The sequence below is a fragment of the Aeromonas sp. QDB17 genome (assembly GCF_027705305.1).
In the GTDB taxonomy this organism is placed as follows: domain Bacteria; phylum Pseudomonadota; class Gammaproteobacteria; order Enterobacterales; family Aeromonadaceae; genus Aeromonas; species Aeromonas caviae.
Window position 1 is genome coordinate 23491 of record NZ_JAPDBP010000030.1, and the last position, 22585, is coordinate 46075.

Annotated in this window: 15 protein-coding genes; 10 read left to right on the forward strand and 5 right to left on the reverse strand. The window is 60.9% G+C overall.

Annotated features, from left to right (window positions below; genetic code table 11):
- Positions 1-18 precede the first annotated feature (18 nt).
- A complete protein-coding gene (locus tag OKC41_RS19330; RefSeq protein ID WP_270672288.1) occupies positions 19-5838 on the forward strand; it encodes a type I secretion C-terminal target domain-containing protein in 5820 nt (1939 codons plus the stop codon).
- A gap of 167 nt (positions 5839-6005) precedes the next feature.
- Here the strand turns inward: OKC41_RS19330 and mdtH are convergent, their stop codons facing one another.
- On the reverse strand, positions 6006-7199 hold the full coding sequence (gene mdtH, locus OKC41_RS19335) for a multidrug efflux MFS transporter MdtH (RefSeq protein ID WP_029314794.1): 1194 nt from the start codon (positions 7197-7199) through the stop codon (positions 6006-6008).
- Positions 7200-7401: 202 nt separating this feature from the next.
- On the opposite strand from mdtH, the gene OKC41_RS19340 reads away from it, so the two are divergent.
- Positions 7402-8301, forward strand: a complete 900-nt coding sequence (locus OKC41_RS19340) for a LysR family transcriptional regulator (RefSeq protein ID WP_029314793.1) — start codon at positions 7402-7404, stop codon at positions 8299-8301.
- A gap of 57 nt (positions 8302-8358) precedes the next feature.
- Here OKC41_RS19340 and OKC41_RS19345 read toward each other — a convergent pair whose 3' ends face one another.
- Positions 8359-10131: a M4 family metallopeptidase gene (locus OKC41_RS19345; RefSeq protein WP_053288774.1), complete on the reverse strand. Its 1773-nt coding sequence runs from the start codon at positions 10129-10131 to the stop codon at positions 8359-8361.
- A 351-nt stretch (positions 10132-10482) separates the two neighbouring features.
- Here OKC41_RS19345 and OKC41_RS19350 point away from each other — a divergent pair, with 351 nt between their 5' ends.
- The 8 genes from OKC41_RS19350 (at position 10483) to putP (ending at position 19379) form a co-directional block, all read left to right on the forward strand.
- Complete coding sequence (locus OKC41_RS19350) at positions 10483-11037, forward strand: GNAT family N-acetyltransferase (protein ID WP_010675529.1); 555 nt, start codon at positions 10483-10485, stop codon at positions 11035-11037.
- Positions 11038-11074: 37 nt separating this feature from the next.
- Entirely contained in the window at positions 11075-11629 is a 555-nt protein-coding gene (locus OKC41_RS19355) for a GNAT family N-acetyltransferase (RefSeq protein ID WP_039040199.1), read from the forward strand.
- 174 nt (positions 11630-11803) lie between these two features.
- Positions 11804-12910 carry a 1-acyl-sn-glycerol-3-phosphate acyltransferase gene (locus OKC41_RS19360; protein ID WP_042016043.1) on the forward strand — a complete coding sequence of 369 codons (1107 nt, stop codon included), beginning with the start codon at positions 11804-11806 and terminating at the stop codon, positions 12908-12910.
- A gap of 310 nt (positions 12911-13220) precedes the next feature.
- On the forward strand, positions 13221-13691 hold the full coding sequence (locus tag OKC41_RS19365) for a YhcH/YjgK/YiaL family protein (RefSeq protein WP_039040198.1): 471 nt from the start codon (positions 13221-13223) through the stop codon (positions 13689-13691).
- Between the two features lie 218 nt (positions 13692-13909).
- The gene (locus OKC41_RS19370) at positions 13910-15109 is read left to right on the forward strand and encodes an acetate kinase (RefSeq protein WP_010675525.1); all 1200 of its coding nucleotides are present in this window, start codon (positions 13910-13912) and stop codon (positions 15107-15109) included.
- A 133-nt stretch (positions 15110-15242) separates the two neighbouring features.
- A complete protein-coding gene (locus tag OKC41_RS19375) occupies positions 15243-16484 on the forward strand; it encodes a mechanosensitive ion channel family protein (protein ID WP_010675524.1) in 1242 nt (413 codons plus the stop codon).
- A 185-nt stretch (positions 16485-16669) separates the two neighbouring features.
- The gene (locus tag OKC41_RS19380; RefSeq protein WP_010675523.1) at positions 16670-17596 is read left to right on the forward strand and encodes a L,D-transpeptidase family protein; all 927 of its coding nucleotides are present in this window, start codon (positions 16670-16672) and stop codon (positions 17594-17596) included.
- 274 nt (positions 17597-17870) lie between these two features.
- Positions 17871-19379: a sodium/proline symporter PutP gene (gene putP / locus OKC41_RS19385; RefSeq protein ID WP_201894412.1), complete on the forward strand. Its 1509-nt coding sequence runs from the start codon at positions 17871-17873 to the stop codon at positions 19377-19379.
- Positions 19380-19450: 71 nt separating this feature from the next.
- On the opposite strand, the gene OKC41_RS19390 is transcribed toward putP, so the two are convergent.
- The 3 genes from OKC41_RS19390 to OKC41_RS19400 all read right to left on the reverse strand — a co-directional run.
- Complete coding sequence (locus tag OKC41_RS19390) at positions 19451-20056, reverse strand: NAD(P)H-dependent oxidoreductase (RefSeq protein ID WP_201894411.1); 606 nt, start codon at positions 20054-20056, stop codon at positions 19451-19453.
- A gap of 54 nt (positions 20057-20110) precedes the next feature.
- On the reverse strand, positions 20111-20542 hold the full coding sequence (locus OKC41_RS19395; protein ID WP_201894410.1) for a MerR family transcriptional regulator: 432 nt from the start codon (positions 20540-20542) through the stop codon (positions 20111-20113).
- Between the two features lie 588 nt (positions 20543-21130).
- Positions 21131-22585, reverse strand: a 1455-nt coding sequence (locus OKC41_RS19400; protein ID WP_270672289.1) for an ATP-binding protein, incomplete at its 5' end; no start/stop codon positions are given.

The following is a 22585-nucleotide window of genomic DNA, read 5'->3' on the forward strand; positions in this document are numbered from 1 at the left end:
GCGACCGGTGCGCCGACCGTGGTCATCACCGAAGACACCAACAACGACGGCACCATCGACCGCACCGAGATCAGCGGTACCGTGGGCGTGCAGGTCACGCTGCCGGCCGGTGTGGTGGCGGGGGATGTGCTGACCGTCAGCGGCCAGGCGCCGATCACCCTGACCCAGGCGCAGATTGACGGCCAGTACCTGACCTTCGAATACCCGCGTCCGGCGGACGGCGGCAGCATCGAGGTGAAGGCAACCCTGACCGACAAGGCGGGCAACGTCTCGCCGGAAGGCCATGACAGCGCGGTGATGGGCGACACCACCGCGACCGGTGCCCCGACCGTGGTTATCGTGGATGATGCCAACAACGACCAGATGCTGACCAAGGCCGAGATTGGCAATGATCAGATCCAGGTACGCGCGGGGATCAATCACGCAGACCTAGTTGCGGGCGGCAAGGTGACGCTGACCATCAACAATGGCGGGGTGAACAGCACTGTCCAGTTGACGCTCAAGGCCGATGGCACCCTGCTGGCAAGCAATGGCAAGAGCTACGGCTATCAGAATGGCACCATCAGCTGGACGGAAACGACCCCGGCCAACGGCAAGTCGTTGACGGTGACGGCGACCCAGACCGACAAGGCGGGCAACGTCTCCCAGCCGGGCAGCGACAACGCGCAGATCCTGAATGAAGCGCCGGAGACGGCAAACAAGCAGGCAAACGGTCAGGAAGATGCCGCCAGCATTGCCATTCCGACCCTCAGTGGCAGCGACATCGATGGCAACGTGGTGAGTTTCACCATCAAGAGCCTGCCTGCCAACGGCATCCTCTATTTGAACGGGGTGGCTGTGACGGTGGATCAGAGCATTGCGGTGGCGGACGCCGGCAAGCTCACCTTCACTCCGAATGCGAACTGGAACGGCAACACCACCTTCAACTATGCGGCGGTAGACAACGACGGCGCCGTGGATGCGAGTCCCGCAACCGTGACCATCAAGGTGGATGCGGTCAATGATCTGCCGACGCTGACCATCTCCAATGGGGCTGTCGTCTCCGAAGAGGGGCTGGCAAACGGTATTGCCGACACGGTCGGCAACCCGGATACCACCAATGCCATCAAGGCGTCCGGTACCCTCTCGGTGGGCGACATCGACAGCAGCACGCTCAGTATCTCCCTGAACGGACCGGCCGGGCTGACGTCCGGTGGGGCCAAGGTCCAGTGGAGCTGGGATGCGGGCAGCAAGACGCTGGTCGGCTACACGGGGGTGATAGGCGGCGCCGATTACAAGGCAGTGGTCGAGGTCAAGCTGACGGCACCCAATGCCAGCGGCAAGGGAGAGTGGACCTATGACGTGACCCTCAAGGGCCCCCTCGACCACGGGGATACGACCTCGGAAGACAAGTTGTCGTTCCAGCTGGACGTGGAGGTCTCCGATGGCAGCGGCGTCACCAAGGGCAAGCTGGATGTCAGCGTCGAGGACGACTCCCCCATTGCCGGCAGCAGCGATGCCGTTTCCGTGGTGAAGACCGATATTCCGAACGTGCTGACCGGGCTCTTCGACCTGACCAAGTACAGTGGCAACCAGAGCACCCTGAACATGGCGGGCTTTACCATCAGCGCCCTGGGCTTCAAGTCGGCAACCGATTCCTCACTGGTAACGGCGGATGTCAACGGCTCCAGCTCGGGGCTGGGGGTGGCCAGCGGTGCTGCGCCTTACCACAACCTCGCCAACGAGATTGACTTCCGTCACTTTGCCGACGGATCGTCCGCCTCCGAGCAGTTGATCGTCAGGCTGGATGCGGGCAAGGTTGCCTACGGCGCCAACATCAAGTTCAGCAAGATGTTTGGCGGCGAGCTGGAGAGCGGGGTCGTGGAGTTCTATCGCGGTGGTGTGCTGATCAGCACCCTGGTATTCAACTCCAACGCATCGGGTGGGGAGTTCAACCAGAACTTCCAGGTGCAGCAGGGTGGCTTCGATACCATGGTGATCAAGGCGACCAACAACGGCAACACCAATACCTCCGACAACAGCGACTTCACCGTACAGAGCATCGAGTTCCTCGGTGCCAACACGGCGCAGGCCATCGCCTATGGTTCCGGCACCGTGACCCCGCAGTGGGGGGCGGACGGCAAGGGCTCCATCGGGCTGGTGCTGGACCCGGCGACCTTCGAGAATGGTCTGCGGACGGCTTCCGGCTCAGCCATCGCCATCACCGCCAGCGGGGCCAATACCCTGCTCGGGAAGGATGCGGGCGGCAACCTCGTCTTCAAGCTGGAGTTCACGCCGGCCACCGGCAAGTGGGAGTTCTTCCAGTACCAGCGCATGTCCAAACCCCTGGGTGATGGTGACATCGACTTCCAGATCCGGGTGGTGGATGGTGACGGTGACGCCAGCACTGGCTCCTTCGCCACCAAGCCTCTCTTCACGCCGCTGGTTCAGGGTGTCTCCAGCGAGAGCGTGACTGAAGGGGGCAACCTGTTGCACAAGGTCACCTTGTCCGATGCGACCCAGGAAGCGACCGAATACGATTTCGCCATTCGCGGATCGGGCAACAACCCCGCCTCCAACCAGGACTGGGGCAATGCCCAGTTCAGCAACGGCGTGACCTACAACAGCACCACCGGCAAGATCACGGTACCGGCGGGCGTGACAGACTTCACGGTGACCATCCCGACGGTGAACGATCGTCTGGTCGAGACGAACGAGACCCTCTCGGTGACCATCGGTGGTCAGAGCGGGACCGGTACCATAGTGGACAACGATCGGGCGCCGACGGCGGCCGGCGGCCACAGCGCCGGTGCCGAAGATCAGCCCCAGGTCCTGACCTGGGCCCAGTTCGGTGCCAGCGACGATCAGGACGCGACCGATCTCGGGGTGCAGATCAACACCTTGCCGCTGAACGGTACCCTCGAATACCTCAATGCGGCTGGGCAGTGGGTTGCGGTGCAAACCGGATCCCTCATCTCCTATACCGAGGTGAACGCAGGCCATCTGCGCTTCGTGCCAGGTCTGAACGAATCGAGCACCCATGCCGCCAACGGCAACGGCGCCGTGGTCGGCAACATGAAGGGCGATTATGCCAGCATCGGCTATCAGATAAGCGACGGTGCCAACCTCAGCAACGGCAGCAAGCTGGTGATCGACGTGGCGGCGGTGGCCGACAAGCCGACCGTCAACCTGAGTCTGGTGGGCAACGGTATTCCCCTTTACAACCTGAGTTTCCCGAGCGCGGGGATCACCACGGGCCAGTTCCAGTCCGGCAGCTTCGACAAGGGGGCCCTCGGGATCACCAACACTCTGACCGATAGCACTTCTAGTAAGGAAACCGTGGTGGGTGGTGATGGCAACGACTACATCGTGAGCCAGAAGGGGGGCGGAGACCACTTCGTCGGTGGCAACGGCAATGACGTGCTGGTCGGTGGCAACTCAGTGTCGGGCGATACCCTCGACGGCGGCGTTGGAAACGACATTCTGGTCGCTGGGTTGGGTGGCGATACTCTCTATGGCGGTGCTGGTGATAAAGATATCGCTGTACTGTCCGGCAACCGTGCCGACTACGCCATCACGAAGGGCAGCGGATACTCGATCAATGATCGCTGGTTCAACTTCTCCGTCACGGAGAAGGGGGTCGGCATCACCAAGGCGCTGCACGACGTGGAGTATGTCCAGTTCGCCGACGGTGTCTACCAGATCAATCAGGATACGGGCGTGCTGACCCTGGTGCAGCCGGTGGTGGTCGACTACCCGCTGGAGGTGAGCGCCTCCCTGAGCGATCGGGATGGCAGCGAAGTGCTCGACAGCCTGGTACTAAGCGGGATGCCCAAAGGCTCCGAGCTCTACAAGGGCAGCCAGTTGCTGGGCACCGTCGGGGTTGATGGCAAGCTTACCCTCACCGTCAACAGCGGTCTGTGGAGTGAGATCGCGCTGGATGTGAAGTTGAGCGGACTGACGCTGCGAGTGCCGGGCAGCAGCGCCGGTCGGGTGGATCTCAAGGTGGAGGCGATCACACGCGAGTTGTATTCGGAGTCGTCAAACACCGCCAGCGACGAAGACAGTATCCGTCTGAGCTACTTCAATGCCACCGAAGGGGAGCCGGGCAACCAGGACCAGACCTATGGCAGTGAGCACAATATCGTTGTGGGGGATCTGGATGGCAGCGTTGTGCTGCCGGGTCAGAACTACAACATTGCCTTCATCGTTGATAGTTCCGGTAGTATCGGTGACGACGCAATAGAGACGATCCGCACACAACTGGAGAAGGTCTTTACCAGCCTCAAGACCAGTGCGGGCACTGACAATGCGGGTACCGTCAATATCTTCCTTGTGGATTTCGATACCACGACCCATGGCAGTGTCAGCGTCAATCTGACCGATAGCGGGGCATTAAAGACCTTGCTTGATGCCCTCAAGGGGATGTCCGCCGACGGTGGCACCAACTATGAGGCCGCATTCAGCAAGGCGGCGGACTGGTTTGCCGCAAGCACGGCGACAAGCAATGTGGATGCGAAGAACCTGGCCTACTTCATCACCGATGGCGAGCCGACCTTCTATGATCTCGGCACCACCACTAGGCTCAGTGATGTGAAGATCATCGACAGGGCTTTTGCCAATGACGACTATCTCAGCGCTACTTCTTTGAACCTCAACAATTATGTGCTCGGCAATACCGTGGCCTATAGCGGTCTCGAAGTGGTCAACAGTAAAGGGGAAGTGATCAAGTGGACTCAAGTATGGGGTGGTTGGTCGAGGACCACGGTGGGAGTTATCGTCAAGGGCAGCAACGGCCAGAACCAGATCCAGCTGCTGGGCGGGGATGGGCGAAACAGCACCGATGAGGTTCGGGCCGACGCCTTGTTGGGTTACCAGCTGTTGACCGCAAAAGGGGTGACCGTCGAGGCGATCGGACTGGGAGCGAATATCTCCTATAACGATCTCAAGTCCTACGACTCTGATGGTGTTATCAAGACAGGGGTCAATGCCTCCGATCTCGCCAATGCCATCCTGGGGACGCCGGTCAGCAACCTGCCCGGCGTTGACAGGCTGGATGGCGGTGCGGGCGACGACATCCTGTTTGGCGACGCGGTACGCTTCACCGGCATCAGCGGGGAAGGGTATGCGGCCATCAAGCAGTATGTGAGCGGCAAGCTGGGGGCCGGGTCGGTGACCGATGCCCAGGTGCACGCCTACATCACGGATCATGCCAGCGAGTTCGATCAGTCGTCGACCAATGACAAGGGTGACACCCTCCTCGGCGGTGATGGCAATGACATCCTGCTCGGTCAGGGGGGTGATGACTTCCTGTACGGCGGTGCCGGCAACGACACCCTGTTCGGTGGTAGCGGCAACGACACCCTCTATGGGGAAAGCGGCAACGATCGCCTCTATGGCGGCAGTGGCAACGACACCCTCTATGGCGGTACCGGCAACGACATATTGAGCGGCGGGCTGGGCAACGACATCCTGATCGGGGGGGCCGGCAACGACATCCTCATGGGGGATGCAGGTGCCGATACCTTCACCTGGCTGAAAGGGGATACCGAGGCTGGTAAGGTGGCCAAGGACTACATCGTCGATTTCAGCAAGTCGGAAGGGGACAAACTGGATCTGAGCGACTTGCTCGACAGCGATGGCAGCAAGAGCGAGAGCTCCCTGAAGAGCCTGCTCTCGGTGTTCCAGGACAGCGAAGGGGTGCATCTGCAGGTCAAGGAGAGCAGTGCGGCGCCGGTGACCCAGGAGATAGTGCTGATGAACCACACCTTCGACACCCTGACGGGCGGTTCAGGGACGACTGCCAACCAGGTGATCGATTTCATGTTGCAAAACAACATGTTGGATATCAACAAGTAACAGCCAAGCGGGCTGGACAAAAGCGGCAGAGCAATCTGCCGCTTTTTTTATGGGGGATTTTCGGGCGGATGGGCGCAGACGAGGGGGAGGGCAATGCAAGGAGAAGGTAAAAAAGGGCGCCCTTCAAGAGAAGGGCGCCCGGGGTAGACGGGATGATTGCCAGAGGATCAGGCGTTGACCCCTGCCAGGCGGGAGCCGCGCTGGAAGCAGTTGGCCAGCAGCAGCAAGGTGGTGACACCGACGGTGCCGAGCACCAGCCAGGGTAACCAGGGTTGCCCCTGGGCCATGGCGTAGTCGTGCAGGGCGCCGCCCCCCACGTAACCCGTCATACCTCCGAGCGCCAGTCCCAGTCGGCTGAAGCCCATGTAGCTGCCCCGCGCCCCCGGTTGTGCCAGCTTGGTCATCAGGGTTTCCCGCGCCGGCTCGGCGATGACGATGCCGAGATAGAAGCAGGCGAGCAGCAGGAAGACGGCGGGCAAGGTGGTGGCAAAGGCCACCAGCCCGATCCCCGTGGTCATCAGCAGCACCCCCGCCATCAGACGGTTCTCCAGCTTGAAGTGGCGCTCGCCGAACCGGGCAAGGGGGTAGAGCAGGGCCAGGGAGATGGCCGTCTCCAGGGTATACATCCAGCCCACCGCCGTGGTGCTGCCCGCCATCTGTTTGACCAGAATGGGGAAGATCAGCATGACCTGCACCCAGAGCGCGTAGTAGCCGCTTAAGATCAGCACCAGTCGGCAGAAAGCCTTGTCCGCCAGCACCTGGCCGAGGCCGTCCCGGATCGGCGTCGGACGTACCGAAAGCTTGTAAGGGGGCAGGATCAGCAGGTTGCACAGGGCGGCGCAGACGAAGAGGCCGGCACCCAGCAGGCAGACGTATTCAAAATCGAAGTTGAGCAGCCAGCTGCCGAGCAGGGCTCCCACCACGGCGCCGGCGCTCTCCAGCATCATCAGCAGGGAGATGTAGCGACCCCGCTCCCGTGGCCGGGTGAACTTGATCACCAGGGCGGCGCGGGGGGGATCGAACAGGCAGCCACCCAGCCCCGAGATGATGCAGGAGAGGATCAGCTCCAATCCGCTCTGGGCATAGGCCAGGCTGGCAAACCCCAGCGCCCGCAGCAGCATGCCGCAGACGATGAGGGGGCGAGCCCCGAACTTGTCGGCGAGGGAGCCGCCAAAGACCCCCAGCCCTTGCTGGGTAAGCTGACGCAGCCCCAGTGCCAGTCCCACCACACCGGCGGCCCAGCCCAGTTGGTCGACGAAGCGCAGGCTGATCATGGGCATCACCACGAAGAAGCCCAGGATCACCAGCAGGGAATCCAATGCCAAGAACCACCGCCCCAACCGCCTCGCCCGATCCACCATGACCCTGATACCTCTGTTTGCTTCGCTGATATTGTTGTCTTTCTTGCCCGAACGGCGCCGTCACCAAACAGAGCCAAGGGGGATGACAACTCCCTGGCTCGGTGGCGTTCAGCCGGTTCATGACGATTGATGCTGCTATTCTGGTGGGGCTCCAGATATAGTGGTAGCCGACAACTGGCTATATTTCATATTGGATTTGGTTATGGCTATGACCCTCGACGATTTGCAACTGCTGCTGGATGTGGCCAACCGTGGCAGCTTCAGCAAGGTGGCCGCCATTCGCGGCTGGTCACAACCCATGGTGAGCCAGCGCATTGCCGTGCTGGAGCAGGAGCTGGGTCAGTCCCTGTTCCGTCGCCATCGTCGGGGGGCCACCCCGACCCCGGCCTGCGAGCAGTTTCTGCCTGCCGCGACTGCGGCCCTGAGCGCACTGGAAGGGGGGCGGCTGGCGATGCAGGGGGCGCCTGCATTGCCGCGGATCCGGCTCTCCTGCCTCCCCTCCCTGACCACGGCGGTGTTCGGCCCCCTGCTGCTGGCCCTGGTGGACGAGACCTTCGAGATCCGCTGCAACACGGATCACTCTGGCATCATCATGCAGGAGTTGCTGACCGGCGAGACCGACGTGGGCTTCATTCTCAAGTGCCCTGCCATCGCGGGCATCCAGCTCGAACTGCTTTACCGTTCCCCGATCATCGCCGTGGCCTGCGCCACCCACCCGCTGGCCGGGCGGCAGGGGCTGACCCTGCAGGACATTGCCAACGAGCGGCTGGCGCCCCAGCAGTGGGGGACGGGCTGCGACGAGCTGATCCTGCAGTTGCGTCTGCTGCGCCAGGTGGCGAGCCCGCTGCACGCCATCCAGCCAGCAAGTGCGGCGCGGGAGCTGGCGCTGGAGCACGGCTTCATCACCCTGATGCCGGCGCTCGCCATCACCCGGGATCTGGAGTTCGGTCGCCTGGTGAAGCTGGACGTGGTGGATCTGCCACCGGATCACTGGGACGTGATGATGGCCTGGCGCAGCGGCAAGCGCCCCAATCCCGCCAAGGAACGGGTGCTGGAGGCGGCCCGTACCCTGGCCCGGCGCTGGTCGGGCAAGCGGACATAAAAAAGCGCCGGACCAGGCCGGCGCTCTTCGCTAATACCCCTTGATGCCCGCTCAGACTCAGTAGCTGGCCTTGAGGGTGACGCCGGAGAAGGCGCTGAACCCGCTCAGCTGCACGTGCCAGGTCCCCGCCTTGGGGGCGTTCAGGGTACAGGTTTCGGCATTGCCGCTCTTGTAGGGGCGGCAGTCATAGCTGCTGGCGGTCGGCGCGCTGCCGAACTTCACGTAGAGATCCGCATCCCCGCTACCGCCGCTGCTGGTCACCACCAGCTGGCTTCTGCCGGCGGGCACCTCGACGGTGAAGTTCAGCTTGCCCCCCTTGGCGGCGGTGAGATTGCTCACCGGTACCCCGTTTTGCAGCACGCTGCCCGGTTGGGGCGTGGTGCCGCCGCAGGTGGCATTGACCCCGACGGCAGTGAAGGCGGCTGCCACGTCGCTCACGCTGTAGCCGAGATCCGTGGCAGCCCTGGTTACCCCGCACGCCCCCTGATCGAAGGTGGTATTGGGGCCCCAGTAGAGGCGGTTGGCCAGCACGAACACCTCGAACGCCTTGCGGGTTTGCCAGCCGCTGGTGTTGGCCAGCAGGTAGAAGGCGCGGTTGTAGACACCGGAACTGTGGTGCACGTCGATGCCGTCATAGTAATCGCTGGCGTGGCCGATGGACTTGCCGTCCCGGGCCGGGTCCTCGAAGTAGCGCAAGGAGCCGTTGCCCTTGAAGATCTGGGCCCCCACCAGCCAGTCGTTGCTGCCCTTCATGTAGTATTCGGCCGCTTCCCCCGCCATGTCGGAGAAGGCCTCGTTGATGCCGCCGGACTGACCGGAGTAGACCAGTCCTGAGTTCTGCTCGGTGAAGCCATGGCTCACCTCGTGGGCCGCCACATCCAGGCTCACCAGCGGATAGAAGGTGGTGGCCCCGTCGCCGAAGGTCATCTGGCTGCCGTCCCAGAAGGCGTTCTCGTAGTTGCGGCTGTAGTGCACCCGCATCTTGAGCTTGAAGCTGAGCGGCGCCGTGTTGTACCAGTTGCGGTACATGTCGAACACCACGTTGCCGAAGTAGTGGGCATCGTTGAGAGGGGAGTAGGCACCGTTGATCTCCTTGACCGTGTTCTCCGGGCAGGTGAACTGGTGGATGGTGCCCCCCGTGGTGCCGTGATTCATGTTGAGGGTGTCCACATTGGTCCCCGTCATGCGGCAGTTGTCATCCACCTGGAGGGGGCCAAAGTCGGCGCCGTAGAAATACTTGCCGGTCTTGACGTTGCCCCCCGGGCCGGTGGCGTCCTTGTGGTTGATCCCCTCCCAGCGTTTGAGCTCGCTGCCGGTCTGGGCGTCGATCATCACGAAGGGGCGGCTCGGTTCCTTGCTGGCGGCGAGCCAGGAGACCAGATAGACCAGTCTGGCCTGGCCGGTCTCATCCTGCATCACGAACAGCTTGACCTGTTCGTTGCTCCCCTTGGCACCGCTGCGAGCCTGGCGTGCGGCGTCGCTGGCGGAGAGGGCAACGGCCGGGCCCGTCAGGTCGGCATCGATCTTGCGCAGCATGGTGCCGGACACCTGATTGACCTGGCCCCCCAGCGCCTGATCGGCCACCAGGACCTGGCCCCACACCGGAATCCCCTGCCAGGTCTGCTCATAGCGTATCCGCTGCTGGCCATTGGGCAGCGTCACCGCTCGCACCTTGCGAAACTCGCCATCCCCGGCGCCAAGGGCGCCAATCTTGGCGGCGCCGCTCACCGCACCGGTCAGGTCGGAGACCTGGTTCACTTCCACCTGTTCTGCCGCCATGGCGGCGCTTCCCCAGCAGGCCAGCATGACGGCCAAATAGACTTTGTTCATCTCGTCTTTCCTTAGTCGATGAAGATTACACGCCGGGTCCGTTGCCCGGCGCTCTTACACTAGTGGGAAGGGGGAAAATAACGGCCTGTCATTTGTCACAGGGCAGCGAAAACAGGTAGCACGATTCACTTTTACAGCGTCAATCATCCACAAATACTGGTAATGGCAGCATGTTGAACCGCTGTGAGGGGTGATTGATGACCTTGGGGGCAAGGTGCCCCCATGGGGATCGCCATATGGGGGTTGCCAGGGGGGAAGTCGGTTGAAAAGTCCTTGGCAAACAAGGGATTGATTGACTACATTGGCTCCCATGACGGCAGATGGCCGGAGCGGAACCGGGGAGGAGTGGCGATGTTTTCATGGCAACTGGATGACGAGCTGGCGCTCCTGTTCCTGCAACCCGACATGGCCAGCGAGCTGTTTCGCCTCTGCCAGCGCAACCGCGACTACCTCTCCCAGTGGCTGCCCTGGGTGCCCCACATCCAGCAGCCCGCCGACAGCGCCACCTTCATTCGCCACGCCATCGAGAAGTTTGCCCGGGGGGAGGGGCTGACCACGGCCATCGAGTATCAGGGGGAGGTGGTCGGCGTCATCGGTTACAACCAGATCGATCAGGATCTCGGCAAGGTGACCATCGGCTACTGGCTGGCGGAGCGCTGGCAGGGGCACGGCATCATCACCCGGGCCTGCCAGGCCCTGATCCATCACGCCTTCGAGGAGATGGGGATGGAGAAGGTGGAGATCAGCGCCGCCCTCGAGAACGAGGCGAGCCGGGCCGTGTGCGAGCGGCTGGGAATGACCCAGGAGGGGATCACCCGGCGGGCGGAGCGGCTGGCGGACAGGGTGGTGGATCATGTGCACTACGGCCTGCTGCGGGACGAGTGGCTGAGGCTCAGGGATCTCTGATGACCCTTTTGTCTGCTTCCAACCCCCGGAGTGTGAGATGACGACGTTGCCCCACATTGCCACCCCTCGCACCCGGCTGACCGTGCTGACCCCGGAGCGGGCCTGCCTGATGGTGGATTTCTATCTGCGCAATCGCGCCCACCTGGCCCCCTGGGAGCCCAGGCGGGAGGAGAGCTTCTACACCCTCGCCCACTGGCAGACCCGCTTGCGCGACGGTTACGGCCACTATTTCGAGGGCAGTGCCGTGCAACTGGTGGCGCTCGATCCCAGGGGGGAGCGGGTGCTCGCCACCTGCAATTTCACGAACATTGTGATGGGCATGTTCAAGGCGTGCCACCTGGGCTATGCCATCGACAAGGAGCATGAGGGGCAGGGCCTGATGCAGGAGGTGGTGGCCGCCGGCATCGATCACCTGTTCCGGGAGCGGGGCCTGCATCGCATCATGGCCAGCTACATGCCCGCGAACCTGCGAAGCGGCGCGCTCCTCGAACGGCTGGGGTTCGAGCAGGAGGGGTACGCTCGGGACTATCTGATGATCAACGGCCGCTGGGAGGACCACGTCCTCACCGCGCTCATCAACCCCGCTGGCTAGCAGAGCCGTTGTCGAAAGGGAGGCTGGCGGGTGACCGCCATCGCTTTTTCACTGCAAGATCGCACTATCTGTACACCTCTCATACCCCTGGGGATAAAAGCGTGTAAAATTGCGCCCTGAATTTTCCCGGCCGGCAGACGCAGGCCGCGACTCCATACATGCAAGGCAGACATTGTGACAGAAGTAGATAGATTCGCGGACATTCGCCCCTATCGCGATGAAGAAGTACCGGCTGCCATCGAGCGGCTGATCCAGGATGACGAGTTTATCGGCGCCATCGCCAAATACCGCTTCGGTTCCCTGATGAGCTGGCTGGGTTGGGCCATTCGCCCGCTGATCCGCCAGTTCCTGCGCCACAAGTGGGCCAAGGTCAGCACCATCCATCAGGTACAGATGGGGGTGACCCGCTACATGACCCGGATGATCGCCACCTCCACCCAGGGAGTGAGCTTCTCCGGGCTCGAACACCTCAAGAAGGAGCAGGGCTACCTGTTCGTCTCCAACCACAGGGACATCGCCATGGATCCGGCGTTCGTCAACTGGGGGCTGCACACCCACGGGTTCGATACCGTGCGCATCGCCATCGGCGACAACCTGCTGCGCAAGCCCTGCGCCACCGAGCTGATGAAGCTCAACAAGAGCTTCATCGTCAAGCGCTCCGCCAAGGGGCCGCGGGAGATGATGAAGGCCCTCGGCGAGCTGTCGGCCTACATCGGCCAGTCGGTGCACGAGGGGCACTCCATCTGGATCGCCCAGAAGGAGGGGCGCGCCAAGGACGGGGACGACAAGACGGATCCGGCCATCCTCAAGATGTTCTACGTGGACGGCAAGAAGCAGAAGATCGATTTCGTCGACTACATGCGCAGCCTCAACATCGTGCCTGTGAGCATCAGCTACGAGCTGGACCCCACCGACAAGGCCAAGGCGCGCGAGCTTTACGAGAAGTCGGTCAACGGCAGCTACGAGAAGGGCGAGTTCGAGGACATCGAGAGTATCGTCGCGGGCATCGTCGGCCAGAAGGGGCGGGTACACGTCTCCTTCGGCGCCCCCATCACCGAGGGCTTCAGCGATCCGGACGAGCTGGCGGCGCTCATCGACAAGGCGATCTGGAGCAGCTATCGCCTCTTCCCGGGCAACTACCTCGCGGCGGATGTGCCCGGCAAGGCCAGCACCATAGAGCAAAGTGCCTTCCTGACTCGCCAGTCCGAGGTGCCACAAGAGCACAAGGCCATCTGGCGCGCCATGTACGCCAAGCCGGTGGAAAACGCCGGCAAGGTTTGAATGGCACCGCTTTTGAGCGGGTGATGGAAAAAAAACGGGAGCAGATGCTCCCGTTTTTGCGTCTGGTCAAAGTCGGGGGAGATTGGGTAGTGAATAATATTGTTTCAACTGGTACGATCATCGGGTAAATGGGCGAGTATCTCTTGGCAGGGGCGGACGAGTATGCAACAGTGACTCGGCGCCATCGGCTTGGAAGCGACAGCGCCCCCGTCTGCACGGATGGCAGACGAGACGATAAAAGGACCTTCAATGGTCCTTTTTCATTGGTGCACAAAGATAGACCACAGATATATCTAAGGATGCGAACCTCATGATCACCGGCAGTCTGGATACCTTGCAACGCACCCCCTTGCCCGCCCCCCTGAACCGTATCGTGGCCGAGGTGGTGCAAAGCGTCGAACGCTGGCTGCACGCCCCCCTCGGCAAGCAGGAGGTCGACGGCCTCACGCTGTTCTGCCTGGTGAGCGAGGATCTGACAGAGCCGGTGGCGGATCGCCGGGGCGAGTTTCATGAGCAGTATCTGGACATCCAGCTGCTGCTGCGCGGCGAGGAGTGGATCGGCGTGGGCCCTCACGCCTACAGCCGGGACGGTGCCGACCATCCTCACCCCGATCTCTGGTTCGTCGATGATGAGCAGACCAGTTATCTGGCGTTGCAGCCCGGCGACTTCGCCATCTTCTGGCCGGGAGAACTGCATCGCCCCCTCTGTACCCTGACGACCCCAGGTTCGGTCAAGAAGCTGGTCGTCAAGGTTCACCAGTCGCTGCTGACCGGCGCCTGAGTGGCAACCGGGGCCTGGAGTCCCGAGTGATTGGGCCAACAGAGGCCCGTTGCGAATCGCTGATTCGACGCGCGCGCCAGACGAACGGTCTGCGCCCAACGATTTGAAAAATTGGACGCACCCTCCTGCGACCATAAGCCCCCGGCAGGGGAATCCCATCCATCGCTGGATGACACGACACTGTCGGCGTAAAGCCGAAGCACAGGAAGATGTAGAACATGAGCAAGTTGGTATTGATCCTTAACTGCGGTAGCTCTTCCCTGAAATTTGCCGTAATGGACGCTGAAACGGGCGAGGACATGCTGTCCGGCCTGGCCGAATGCTTCAATCTGGATGACGCACGTATCAAATGGAAACTCCACGGGGTCAAGGGCGACGCCATGCTGGGCGCCGGTGCCGCGCACCAGGAAGCCCTCGACCACATCGTGGGCCACATCCTGCCCCAGGATCCCGCCCTGGCCGATCAGCTGGTCGCCATCGGCCATCGCATCGTGCACGGCGGCGAGCAGTTCTCCCGTTCCGTGCGCATCGATGACGGCGTGATCGCCGGCATCGAGGCCGCCATTCCGTTTGCCCCCCTGCACAACCCGGCGCACCTCATCGGCATCCGTGCCGCCCTCAAGGTGTTCCCGGCCCTGGCCGACAAGAACGTGGCCGTGTTCGACACCGCCTTCCACCAGACCCTGCCAGAGGAAGCCTACCTCTACGCGCTGCCCTACAAGCTCTATCGCGAGAACGGCATCCGTCGTTACGGCGCCCACGGCACCTCCCACCGCTTCATCGCCGAAGAGACCGCCAAGGCGCTGGGCAAACCGCTCCATGAGCTCAACATCATCAATTGCCACCTGGGTAACGGTGCCTCCGTCTGCGCCATCAAGAACGGCGAGTCCGTCGACACCTCCATGGGGCTGACCCCGCTGGAAGGGCTGGCGATGGGCACCCGCTCCGGTGACATCGACCCTGCCATCGTCTTCTTCATGCACGACAACCTGGGTTACAGCGTGGACAAGATCAACCAGGTGCTGACCCGCGAATCCGGCCTGCTGGGCATGACCGAGGAGAGCAGCGACTGCCGCTACGTCACCGGCAACTACGCCACCGACGCCGGTGCCAAGCGTGCGCTGGACGTCTTCACCTATCGCGTTGCCAAGTACGTCGGTGCCTATGCTGCCGCCATGGATGGTCGCCTTGACGCCCTGGTGTTCACCGGCGGCATCGGCGAGAACGCCGCCATGGTGCGCGAGATGGTGCTGGCCCGACTGGCCCTGCTCGGCTTCAAGATCGACAAGGAGGCCAACAACGCAGCCGTGCTGGGCGGTGAAGGCCCCATCACCGTCGAAGGCAGCCGTCTGGCCCTGGTGATGCCCACCAACGAAGAGCTGGTGATCGCCCGTGATGCCCTGAGCTTGGTCGGCTAAGGCACCCTCTGGTGACGACAACGCCCGGCCCCTGCCGGGCGTTGTCGTTTGTGGCGGCCGTGACGCCGGCTGTCATTTGACATGGGGGACCAGATGCGTACCCTGACCGCTGTGTGATATTGCGGAGGTAACGATGAAAGAGATGTTTTTCAACTGGTTGTCAGGCCTGGGGGTCGATGTGACCCCCATGATGGCCCTGGTGATCGCCCTGGGGTTCATCGTGCTGACCGCCATGGTGCTGCACCTGGTGCTGCACCGCATCCTGCTGGTGCGCCTGGTGGGGCTGCTTGGCAAGACCAAGCAGATGTGGCTGCCGCCCCAGTTGCAGCAGCGCCTCTTCTACCGGCTTGCCTTCGTGTTCCAGGGGGCCGTACTGCTCGGTCAGGCGGAGATCTGGCTGCCCAAAGCGTCCGAGAGCCTGGCGCTTATCGAGTTGCTGGCCCAGCTCTGGATCCTGCTGTTCCTGCTGCTGGCCCTGTTCGCCCTGCTCGACTGCCTGCTCTCCCTGAGCCGGCATACCCGGCTTGGGCGGGATCTGCCCCTGCGCGGCATCTTCCAGGGGGTGAAACTGGTGGCCAGCATCCTGGTGGGCATCCTGATGATCGCCCTGCTGCTCGGCAAGTCGCCGCTCTTCCTGTTCAGCGGCCTGGGGGCCATGACCGCAGTCCTGATGCTGGTGTTCAAGGACCCCATCCTCGGCCTGGTGGCGGGCATCCAGCTCTCCGCCAACCGCATGCTGAGTGTCGGTGACTGGTTGCAGATGGACAAGTACGGGGCGGACGGCGAGGTGACCGACATCGGCCTCACCACGGTCAAGGTGTCGAACTGGGACAAGACCATCACCACCATCCCTACCTATGCCCTCATCTCCGACTCCTTCAAGAACTGGCAGGGGATGACCGAATCCGGCGGGCGCCGCATCAAGCGCAGCGTCAACATCGACATGACCAGCGTGCGCTTCCTCACCTCGCAGGAGCAGTTGCAGCTCAAGCAGGCCAGGTTGCTGGCGCCCTACCTCAGCCGCAAGGAGCAGGAGCTCAGCAGCTACAACCAGCAGCTCAGCGATGCCATCAGCTGCCCCATCAATGGTCGCCACCTCACCAACCTCGGCACCCTGCGCGCCTATCTGGACGCCTACCTGCGGGCTCATGCGGGCATTCGCAAGGACATGACCCTGATGGTGCGCCAGTTGGCACCGACCACGGACGGCCTGCCGCTGGAGATCTACTGCTTCACGGCGACCACCGCCTGGGCCGAGTATGAAGGGATACAGGCTGATATTTTCGACCATATATTTGCGATAATTGAGCAATTCCATCTGCGTTTGCATCAGTCGCCAACCGGTTATGATATGCACAGTTGGAAAAACGGCTGATCCCGCTTATGACAAGGTGCCGCGGCGCAGCGCGGCACCGTATTTAATCACCGACCCGTCAGCACGTGGCGGTTGAAATTTGCATGGCAGAGGAGAAAAATGGCGGCCTTCTCTTCGCCCCGGGCGCGCCCGTCGCCTCCGCGCTGGCCAGAGTGCTGAACCACCCCCTTTATCACAGGAAAGTTATGAAGCTCCTCCACAACACGGCGGCCGCACTGTGCTGCTCCCTGATCCTGGCCGCCATGCCCGCCCTCGCCATCGAATATGCCCTGCCCGCAGCCAACAGCCGCCTGGTGGGGGAGAACCTGGACTACGTGGTGTCCCCGGAAGAGGCGGGCCAACCCCTGGAAGCGGCAGCGGCCAGATTCCAGCTCGGCTTGACCAACATGCTGGAAGCCAACCCCAAGGCAGACCCCCTGCTGCTGCAGGCGGGCGAGAAGCTGGTCGTGCCGCATCAGCTGATCCTGCCGGATGCCCCCCGTGAAGGCATCGTGCTGAACGTGGCCGAGATGCGCCTCTACTACTACCCCAAAGGCAAGAAGGTGGTGGAAGTGTTGCCGATTGGCATCGGCCAGCTCGGCACCGACACCCCGGAAGACTGGGTGACCAGCGTGCAGCGCAAGAAGGCGGGCCCGACCTGGACCCCGACCGCGAAGATGCACGCCGAGTACGCCGCCCGTGGCGAGACCCTGCCTGCGGTCTGGCCGGCCGGTCCGGACAACCCCATGGGGCTGTTCGCGCTCTACATCGGCAAGATGTACGCCATCCACGGCACCAACGCCCAGTTCGGCATCGGCCTGCGGGTGAGCCATGGCTGCGTGCGTCTGCGCAACGACGACATCGAGTACCTGTTCAAGCAGGTCCCGGTCGGTACCCGCGTCCAGTTCGTGAACCAGCCCATCAAGGCCTCTGTCGAGCCGGATGGCCGCCGCTACCTGGAAGTGCACCAGCCCCTCTCCCGCAACCAGGAGGAGTTCAACTCCAGCCTGCCGGCCCCGCTGCCCATGTCCACCGCCGTGACCCGCTTCATCGCCCACGCGGACAGCGACTCCCAGCTGGTCAAGCAGGCCCTGGAGCAGCGCAGCGGCATGCCCATCGCCATCAACCGCTGATCCCGCTCGTCGGTATTCCGAGCCCCGGCCACTGTCGGGGCTTTTTTATGGCGCGGGGGAGGGGATCATCAGGGTAAACCCTTGGCAGATCGGGATAAAATCCGGCCTTATTGCAATTGAGTGGTTTCTTGGTTAGGTGTTAAACGTTTTCCATGTGTTTTTTATTTGTTAAAAGTGGTTGTGGTCTGGCGATCTGCTGATTACTCTAGGCCGGTTTTTTTAAGGAAGAGTCCGTCGCAAGAACGGGCACAGACGTCACATAACGGAGTTTTGAATGACAGCTAGCACCCCCATGCTCATCACCTTTCTGGTGTACATCCTCGGGATGGTGTTGATCGGCTTTATCGCCTATCGCGCCACCCGTAACTTTGACGACTACATTCTCGGCGGCCGCCGGATGGGGAGCTGGGTGACCGCCCTCTCCGCCGGCGCCTCCGACATGAGTGGCTGGCTCCTGATGGGCCTGCCCGGCGCCGTCTTCATCGGCGGCATCTCCGAGAGCTGGATCGCCATCGGCCTCATCATCGGCGCCTACTTCAACTGGCGCTGGGTGGCCGGTCGGCTGCGGGTTCACACCGAGAAGAACCGCAACGCTCTGACCCTGCCGGACTACTTCACCTACCGCTTCGAGGACAAGAGCCGGGTGCTGCGCATCCTCTCCGCCCTGGTGATCCTGCTGTTCTTCACCATCTACTGCGCCTCCGGCGTGGTGGCCGGTGCCCGCCTGTTCGAGAGCACCTTCGGCATGAGCTATGACACCGCCCTCTGGGTCGGCGCCGCAGCCACCATCACCTACACCTTCTTCGGCGGCTTCCTCGCGGTGAGCTGGACCGATACCGTGCAGGCCACCCTGATGATCTTCGCCCTCATCCTCACCCCGGTGTTCGTCATCATCGCCGTGGGCGGCATCGACACCGCCATGGTGCAGGTGGCGGCGCAGAACGCCAGCAACCTCGACATGTTCAAGAACCTGGACTTCATCGCCATTATCTCCCTGATGGCCTGGGGCCTGGGCTACTTCGGCCAGCCCCACATCCTGGCGCGCTTCATGGCGGCGGATTCCCACCATTCCATGGCCAGCGCCCGTCGCATCAGCATGACCTGGATGGTTCTGTGCCTGGGCGGCGCCGTGGCCATCGGCTTCTTCGGTCTGTCCTACTTCAGCACCTTCACCGAGCAGGCGGCTGGCGTGACCACCAACCCGGAGCGCGTCTTCATCGAGCTCTCCAAGATCCTGTTCAACCCCTGGATTGCCGGCGTGCTGCTCTCTGCCATCCTGGCGGCGGTGATGAGTACCCTCAGTTGCCAGCTGCTGGTCTGCTCCAGCGCCATCACCGAGGATCTCTACAAGCCCTTCCTGCGCAAGAACGCCTCCCAGAAAGAGCTGGTGTGGGTCGGCCGCGCCATGGTGCTGCTGATCGCCCTGGTGGCCATTGCCGTCGCCACCAACCCGGAAAACCGGGTGCTGGGGCTGGTGAGCTACGCCTGGGCCGGTTTCGGTGCCGCCTTCGGCCCCGTGGTGCTGCTCTCCGTGCTCTGGTCCCGCATGACCCGCAACGGCGCCCTGGCTGGCATGCTGGTCGGTGCCCTGACCGTCATCATCTGGAAGCAGTTCGGCTGGCTGGGTCTGTACGAAATCATCCCGGGCTTCCTGTTTGCTACCCTGGCCATCGTGCTGTTCAGCCTGCTGGACAAGGCTCCCTCCAAGGCCATGCAGGATCGCTTCGCAGAAGCCGAGCAGGAGTTCCAGAGCCCCATGGCAGACGCCATCGCGGCAAAATAACCCCCGCCTCGACGACAAAAGCCCCGCAACTGCGGGGCTTTTTAATGGGCAAAACATGCCCATGGCAGGGATTAGGCGGGGCGCCTGCCCAGCCGCTGCACATCCTGGCGGGCGGCGGCCCCGGCTTGGGCAAGCCAGTGCTGGCGGGCCCCCTCACCCGAGGTGTGGACGGGCCCCAGATGCTGGCGGTGGGTCAGCCGGATGCCGCACAGCCCCAGCACCGGCTTGTCCAGGGTGCGCTCCAGGGGGGCTCCCTGCCACCAGCGGTAATACCAGGGGGGGCTGTCCATGGTGAGCAGCAGGCGCGCCGTCTTGCCGGCGAGCAACTGCTCCGGGTGGGCCTTCCCCGGCTGGTAGCGAAAGGCGAAACCCGGCAGCAGGGTGCGATCCAGCAGCCCCTTGAGCCGGGCTGGCAGGTGGCCCCACCAGACGGGGGCGACGATCACCAGATGGTGGGCCTCCATCAGACTCTGCTGCACCGCCTGCAGATCCGGTTCGAGGGGCTGCACCTCGTCATAGCCATGGTGAAGATCCGGCGCGAAGGCGAGCTCCCCCACGTGATGCAGGGTGACGCGCGCGCCCCCTTGCTCGGCACTGCGGGCATACTCTCGGGCGAGGGCGTGGCAGAGGCTGTCGGGTTTGGGGTTGCCGTTGAGAACAAGCAGGTTGGGGGTCATGGTATGGCTCCTTGAAGTGAGCCCCCATTACACCCCTTGTCCCATGGGACAGAGTCAAGCCACCTTTTGCCCCCGATCCGCGGCGGCGGGATGATCCCGCCCGTCGGGGGATTGCCGGACCGGGGCGCCATAGCGGCAGGGGTGCTGCGCCAGCAGCGTGGCGCACTGGCTCAAGCCCTGATGCTGGCGTTGCAGCCTGGCGACCTCCGCCTCGATCTGCGCCAGCTTGTCCGCGATAAGCTGCTCCACCCTTTGCCAGGGGAAGTGGTCGAGGCTGGTGACGCCCGCGAGCAGGGGAACCAGCTCCCCGAGCTTGCAGCCAAGCCGCTGGGCCTCGCGGATAAAGCCGACCCACTCCAGATCCTCGGCCCGGTAGACGCGATACTTGCCGCGCCGCCTGGGCTCGGGCAGCAGCCCGAGCTGCTCGTAGAGACGGACCGCCTTTGGGGTAGTGCCCGCCAGCCGGGCAAATTCGCCGATATACATGGTGCTGCTCGCAAAGGTTGTTCGAGTAGGGGCTCACTATAGGCCAGTGACAGGGGGGAATGAATCCCCATGGGGGAGCTGTCGGCGCAGTGCATTGCACAGCAGCGCTCTGGATGTGGCTTTGCCCCATAGAATGCGAGGGCCTTGCACCCGTCCGGCCGAGGCGGGAAATGGCCGCGCTGACCCCTGATGGGGCCAGAACGGGCGTGAATGGACTGGTGATCGCCACTATAAGAGAAAATGTGGTCATCATCGGAAAACCCATAATTTCCATTTATAGTGATTCTGTCTATCCAGACAGGACCCTGGGTGGCCAAAAAGTGGTTCCCTCAGGGGATTTTCCGATCCTGAAGGAGGGGGGGAATATCTCTATTTGTAGGTCTGATTAGTGAAGCGTAATCAGACGATCGCGGCAGAATGATCGTTGAAAGGTAGCCTGAAAATTATATGGCTAGCTGTGCGATATTATTATTTGTGACGGTTCGAACATATTTTGCTATTCGAACCGTCGTGCTGAAATAGCGTGGACAGATACCCACGTTATTCCTGTGTTAGTTGATATCTAGAATTGAGTGTCTTGCATGTATGTTAGATATCAATTTCTAATTGGCATCTAGACCTGACCTTATTAATAAACACCCCTAGATTAGGGGGCAATTTCTGATTGAATATACATTCCCAATCTGATTCCCAATTATCTTTTAAAGAGAAAACTCTCTTGTTTGTTTTGGCATTTACGACTTCACTGGCAAGCCAGGGCTGACTTAGTACTTTGGTATCTCTTAATGCTCTGGATACATTATTTGAAAACTTTGGCTGATTATATGGAGTTAGATATTTATTGATTACTAATGTCATATCTGCACCCGTTGACGTAGGTATTCCTTTCACAGCCTGTATTACGATTGCCACGAAGATCAAAGGAATGTATTCAGTACCAAGTAATGTCAAGGAATTTATATTCTTAGGGACGATTGATAAAATTACTTTCTCTATATTGACGATTTTTCCATCAATAACCTTGAGTTCATCCCAAAGTACCTCGCTTGTTTTTCTCCATGCCGCCGCCGAGCCTTTCCTTTCTGGTATCTGTTCAATGATATCTCGATCTTTCAATCGGAGAAAAACAGATTTCATTTTATTTTCACTCTTTATTCCTGTGATTTCCCGCCCTATTCTATTCGTTATTTCCTCGTGCTCACGAAGATAGTCTATGACTAACTCCTCTGGTGAAGCAAGAGATTGATGATATATGAACACTAGAACAGAATCATCTGTCTCAACTATCTCAGGAGCTTTTAATCTTAATAAATTCATTGCTCTGAAAGCAGTATTCAATCCTTCTCCAACATCTTTGTTTGGCGGTTCTGGGAATTTATTGATTAACCTCACTAGAGTCGGATTTCTTGCACTTTGGGTATCTAGAATATTTTTTGTTGTAACATGCCCAGGTAATTTCCCCGGGCTCTCAACTTCGACTCTATTATCAAAAATACGAATTTGAACATCAGCAGCAATGCTGTAATCTCTATGCAATACTGCATTAGTTATTATTTCATGTATTGTTTCATGCGGATATGTAATAGAAACAAGGCTCTTATCACCCAACCTTTTAATGTTTTCAATTATTTTCTTTGTCTTATCTACAGCCTGATAAATTAAGTTGTAGGCATCCCCTTCGACTGTTAGGGGTACCCCATCTAGAAATTCTCGACCAATATCCTCTTCGCGAGTTTTATATCGCATTATTTTAATGCTACATCTTTTGGCTAAATAAATGGCTGGTTCATCACAAAAAAGAAGCACTCCTACAACTTTAGCTTGTTCATTGCGCACTAGCTCTTGATTTTCTAAATACTTTATAGGTTCTGAGTGAGGGATTATATTGATCGTGAAATTAGTGATGGATTTGCTTTCTTTTAGTTTTTTAACATTAACATCTATCCATTCATCTTCAAACGTAAATATGTAATGACCCACTGAAATCCTGCTCAGGTCATAATGAGTGGAGATCACAGACATGAGCATCACGATGGATGAAGA

What these genes read in the sequence shown, in the direction of transcription:
- mdtH (WP_029314794.1), bottom strand. Translation starts at nt 7,199, where the DNA reads ATGGTGGATCGGGCGAGGCGGTTGGGGCGGTGGTTCTTGGCATTGGAT.
- OKC41_RS19340 (WP_029314793.1), top strand. Translation starts at nt 7,402, where the DNA reads ATGGCTATGACCCTCGACGATTTGCAACTGCTGCTGGATGTGGCCAAC.
- OKC41_RS19345 (WP_053288774.1), bottom strand. Translation starts at nt 10,131, where the DNA reads ATGAACAAAGTCTATTTGGCCGTCATGCTGGCCTGCTGGGGAAGCGCC.
- OKC41_RS19350 (WP_010675529.1), top strand. Translation starts at nt 10,483, where the DNA reads ATGTTTTCATGGCAACTGGATGACGAGCTGGCGCTCCTGTTCCTGCAA.
- OKC41_RS19355 (WP_039040199.1), top strand. Translation starts at nt 11,075, where the DNA reads ATGACGACGTTGCCCCACATTGCCACCCCTCGCACCCGGCTGACCGTG.
- OKC41_RS19365 (WP_039040198.1), top strand. Translation starts at nt 13,221, where the DNA reads ATGATCACCGGCAGTCTGGATACCTTGCAACGCACCCCCTTGCCCGCC.
- OKC41_RS19370 (WP_010675525.1), top strand. Translation starts at nt 13,910, where the DNA reads ATGAGCAAGTTGGTATTGATCCTTAACTGCGGTAGCTCTTCCCTGAAA.
- OKC41_RS19375 (WP_010675524.1), top strand. Translation starts at nt 15,243, where the DNA reads ATGAAAGAGATGTTTTTCAACTGGTTGTCAGGCCTGGGGGTCGATGTG.
- OKC41_RS19380 (WP_010675523.1), top strand. Translation starts at nt 16,670, where the DNA reads ATGAAGCTCCTCCACAACACGGCGGCCGCACTGTGCTGCTCCCTGATC.
- putP (WP_201894412.1), top strand. Translation starts at nt 17,871, where the DNA reads ATGACAGCTAGCACCCCCATGCTCATCACCTTTCTGGTGTACATCCTC.
- OKC41_RS19390 (WP_201894411.1), bottom strand. Translation starts at nt 20,056, where the DNA reads ATGACCCCCAACCTGCTTGTTCTCAACGGCAACCCCAAACCCGACAGC.
- OKC41_RS19395 (WP_201894410.1), bottom strand. Translation starts at nt 20,542, where the DNA reads ATGTATATCGGCGAATTTGCCCGGCTGGCGGGCACTACCCCAAAGGCG.